We start from the raw sequence: 4,221 nt of genomic DNA, 5'->3' as shown, positions 1-4,221 counted from the left end.
CTCCACGAAGGCGTACGCGGGGGTCACCCTGGCCGGGCTGCTGGTGGTGCTGGGCGTGTCGCTGGTGCGGGCCGTCGCCGCCGAGCCGGTCAGCCACCTGCGGTTCGGGGCCAAGGCCGCCGTGCTGGAGTCGACGGTGTTCCTGGCCGTGCCGGTGGTGCTGGCGGTGCTCTCCGAGCGGGAGTTCGGGCGCACGCGCGGGTACCGGGTGGCACTGGTCGCCGGGTTCACGCTGACCTCGGTGCTGGGCGCGGCGGTGGTGTCCAAGACCGGCGGGCTGCTGCTGTTCGCCGCCGGGCTGCTCGTGCTGGCCTGGCGCGAGCGCAGCGCGTGGTGCGGGGCGGTCGCGCTCGGGTACTCGTGGTTCACCCTGCTGGCCAACGGCAGCTGGATGGGCTCGGTGTTCTGGCGGCTGGGGTGGCGACCCGACCCGGCGACCGGAATGGAGGAGGTGCTGTTCGCGGCCAAGGACGTGCTGCTCCCCGGCGCCACCGCGATCGTCGGTGGGCTCGTCGCTCTCGTGCTGAGTAGGGTGCGCCGGTGAGCGAACACCCCACCGCAGGCCTGGACGACGTGGTGCACCAGCGCCACCGGCTCGGCATCCTGACCGTGACCGCCGAGGCCGACCGGGTGGAGTTCGGGTACCTCAAGAGCACGCTGGAGCTGACGGCGGGCAACCTGTCCCGGCACATCGCCGTGCTGGAGGAGGCCGGGCTGGTCGCGGTGGAGAAGGGCTACGAGGGCAGGCGACCGCGCACGTGGGTCGGCATCACCGCCGAGGGGCGCGGGGCGCTGGCGCGGGAGATGGCGGCGCTGCGGGCCCTGCTGGAGCGCCACGGGCGGTGACGTCCCGGCCCCCGTCCGGGCGATGCCTCGCCCGGACGGGGGCGGCGTTTCCGCTGACTCGCCTCGGGTACGCCGGGTGGAACACCCGCCACCCGGAGGAGTTCAGGGCACATGGCCGAGATCACCGCGCACCACGGGCTGTTCAAGGACACCAACCTGCACGTGGACGACACCGGCGGTCCAGGCCGCCCGGTCGTGCTGATCCACGGGTGGCCGCTGTCCGGCGAGTCGTGGAAGCTCCAGGTGCCCGCGCTGGCCGCGGCCGGTCACCGGGTGATCACCTACGACCGGCGGGGCTTCGGGCGCAGCGACAAGCCGCGCGGGGGCTACGAGTACGACACGCTCGCCGAGGACCTGCACCACCTGCTGACCCAGCTGGAGCTGACCGACGTGGTGCTGGTCGGGTTCTCCATGGGCGGCGGCGAGGTCGCCCGGTACGTGGCCAGGTACGGACAGGAGCGGCTGCGGGGCGTCGTGTTCGCCTCGGCCGTGCCGCCGTACCTGGCGCGCACCGACGACAACCCGGAGGGACCGCTGCCCGCCGAGAAGGCCGAGGAGCTGGCCGCCGGGCTCAGGGACGACGAGAGCACGTTCTACGACACGTTCGTCACCGACTTCTTCTCCGTCGACGGCGAGCTGAAGGTCACCCAGGAGCAGTGGCGGGAGGCGCGGGCGCTGTGCGACGAGGCCGACCCCCGGGCGGCGCTGGGCTGCCTGGCGGCGTGGGCGGGCACCGACTTCCGGGGCGACCTGCCCGCGATCACCGTGCCGACGCTGGTGATCCACGGCGACAGCGACGCGACGGTGCCGTACGAGGGGTCCGGTGAACGGGTGCACGCGGCGATCCCCGGCAGCGAGGCGCACGTGGTGGCGGGCGGGCCGCACGGGGTGAACGTGAGCCACGCCGAGGAGTGGAACCGGGTGGTGCTGGAGTTCCTGGCCCGCTGACGCTCCGGGGCCGCTGACGTTCCGGGTCCGGCCGCGGGGCGCTCCACGACCGGGAGCGCCCCGCGGGCGGGTCAGCCGAGGGTCCAGCGCTGGTTGCGCCCGCCGTTGCAGCCGTACGCGCCGACGCCGGTGGTCGGCGTGCCGCGCGGGGCCTCCTGGTCGAGGCAGTCGCCGCTGCTCAGGTTGACGAACTGGACCTCCTCGCTGCCGGTCTCCTCGTCGTGCCGCACGACCCAGCGCTGGTTCTGGCCGTCGTTGCACTGGTACGCGCCGACGCCGCTGGTCGGCACGCCGCTGGGCGACTCCTGGTCGAGGCAGTCCACGGGCGGCGCGGTGTTCCAGACCTCGGCGACGTCGGGGCGGTACCAGACCAGGAACCAGTGCTGGTTCAGGCCGCCGTTGCAGCCGTAGGCCCCGACGCCGCTGGTCGCCACGCCGCTGGGCGACTCCTGGTCGAGGCACCAGCCGCTGGAGGAGTTGCGCACCGGGGTCCCGGTGGGCTCGCCGGGCGTGATGCCCGCGTCGACCCAGCGGGTGCGGGGACCGACGTCGGTGAAGGTGAGCGGGGTGCTGTCGGCGGAGTAGCCGACCACGTCCGAGTCGCGCGAGCGGTCGCCGCCCGCGCCGAACGCGGTGGCGCGGTAGCCGTCCGGGATGACGACCTGCACGAGGTACTTGTCGGCGGGCAGGTCCGTGAAGCTGTAGAAGCCCTTGTCGGAGAACGTGGTCCGGAACATCCACCCCTCGGTGTCGTCGAAGGTCCAGAGGAAGACCTCCAGCCGCGCGGCCACCTCGGTGTTGGACCGCACCCCGTCACCGTTGGCGTCCACCCAGACCAGGCCGGAGACGGTGTTCTGGCTGACCGCCGCGCTCCCGGACGCCGCCTTGTAGGGCACACCGCTCCGCTTGGGCGGCAACTTCTGCCGCTCGACACCCGGTGATCGGTCCGCCGGGTCGGCTTGGGCTTGAGCGGTCATCGCCCCGAGCGGGAGGAGTGCCAGCGCGCACACGACCGCGGCCAAGCGCCTCATGGTCTTCACCACCTAGGACGGCGGTCGGACGCCGCCGCCAGCGCGATGGTAGAAGCTCGTGACGGCGGACACAGCGGCCGAGGGGCTGAAGATCGCTGAGACGGTGACGCCGAGACACCGCGGTGCCCACCCGTTCGGGGCAGCGGCGGGAGCGGTCGACACGCCGGGACGCGAACCGGCCGGGCCACGCGCGTCGCGTGACCCGGCCGGGGTGGTGCTACGGGTGGAACGTCAGTCGTTCAGGTACCACTTCTGGTTCGCGCCACCGTTGCACAGGTACGCGCCGAGCACCGTGGTCGGCGTGCCGGTCGGGGCCTCCTGGTCGAGGCAGTAGCCGCTGCGCTGGTTGATCGCCAGGGCGGGCTCGCCGTAGAGCTCGTTGTGGTGCACGACCCACTTCTGGTTGGTGCCGCCGTTGCACGGGTAGGCGCCGACGCGCGGGGTCTGCTGGTTGTTCGGGTACTCCTGGTCGAGGCAGTGCGCGGACGCGAAGTTCTCGAACCAGTAGACGCCCATGCCCGCGTCGTAGTCCCAGACGACGTCCCACACCTGGTTGATGCCGCCGTTGCAGTGGTGGACACCGACCTTGGTGGTCGGGGTGCCCTGCGGGGACTCCTGGTCGAGGCACCAGTTGCTGGCGCCGTTCTTGACCTGGTAGCCGAAGTAGTACTGGGACGTGATGAAGCCGCCGTCGACGCCGCGCTGCGCGGGGCCGTTGTCGGCGAAGTGGATCGGCAGGCTCAGGGCGTTCGGGCCGAGCAGGTCGGAATCGCGCTGCCGGTCACCGCCGACGCCCAGCTTCGTGGGGATGAGCCTCGAGTTCCTCGGGTCGGTGTCGATGTAGACCTTGTAGGTGTTCGCCGGGAGGTCGTAGAACGCGTACGCGCCGTTCTGCGTGTACGTCGAGTAGTACCAGCGCTCACCGTCCTCCTCGAAGACGAGGCGCACCTCGGTCGACTTGTCCGGCTCGCTGTCGCCCCGGGAGCCGTCGCCGTTGGTGTCGGTCCAGACCCGACCGGCCACGACGTTGCTGCCCACGGCCTGGGCGGAAACCCCCTCCTGGCGCCTCTGGGAAGCGGGGCGCGCGTCCGCGTACGGCTTCTCGGTCAGCTCGCTGACCGAGATCCCCACGCGGTCCTGCTGCTCGACCGGCTCCTCGGCCTGCGCGATGCCCGCCCCCAGCGGGAGTGCCACGAAAGCTGCGCACGCCACGGACAACCAGCGTCTCATACGACTAGCCCCCTAGTGCGGCGGACGAGCGCCACCGCCGAAGCGATGCTAGATCGAGATCGGCGCGCCCCGGTATAGACCTGATGGCCCAATCACCCTCCCTTGTGGAGCAACGCGGAAAATCGCTTGCGCCGCAAGGAAATAACTGCTTCAAGGGGTCCCCCCT

General features: G+C 71.9%; 5 protein-coding genes. 3 read left to right on the top strand and 2 right to left on the bottom strand.

Features of this window, described 5'->3' with window-relative positions; translation table 11 throughout:
- The 3 genes from ACTUAL_RS30600 to ACTUAL_RS30590 form a co-directional block, all read left to right on the top strand.
- On the top strand, positions 1-544 hold a 544-nt coding region (locus tag ACTUAL_RS30600; protein ID WP_440902665.1), incomplete at its 5' end, for a hypothetical protein.
- The gene (locus ACTUAL_RS30595; protein ID WP_440902664.1) at positions 541-846 is read left to right on the top strand and encodes a winged helix-turn-helix domain-containing protein; all 306 of its coding nucleotides are present in this window, start codon (positions 541-543) and stop codon (positions 844-846) included. The genes ACTUAL_RS30600 and ACTUAL_RS30595, both read left to right, overlap by 4 nt.
- 111 nt (positions 847-957) lie before the next feature.
- Complete coding sequence (locus ACTUAL_RS30590) at positions 958-1,794, top strand: alpha/beta fold hydrolase (RefSeq protein ID WP_440902663.1); 837 nt, start codon at positions 958-960, stop codon at positions 1,792-1,794.
- Between the two features lie 71 nt (positions 1,795-1,865).
- Here the strand turns inward: ACTUAL_RS30590 and ACTUAL_RS30585 are convergent, their stop codons facing one another.
- A complete protein-coding gene (locus ACTUAL_RS30585; RefSeq protein ID WP_440902662.1) occupies positions 1,866-2,825 on the bottom strand; it encodes an SdrD B-like domain-containing protein in 960 nt (319 codons plus the stop codon).
- A gap of 231 nt (positions 2,826-3,056) precedes the next feature.
- Positions 3,057-4,019: a ricin-type beta-trefoil lectin domain protein gene (locus ACTUAL_RS30580; RefSeq protein ID WP_440902661.1), complete on the bottom strand. Its 963-nt coding sequence runs from the start codon at positions 4,017-4,019 to the stop codon at positions 3,057-3,059.
- Positions 4,020-4,221 lie beyond the last annotated feature (202 nt).

This window comes from Actinosynnema sp. (assembly GCF_052038725.1).
The sequence above is the reverse complement of the archived record's forward strand: the minus strand, read 5'-3'. Positions and strand labels throughout refer to the sequence as shown.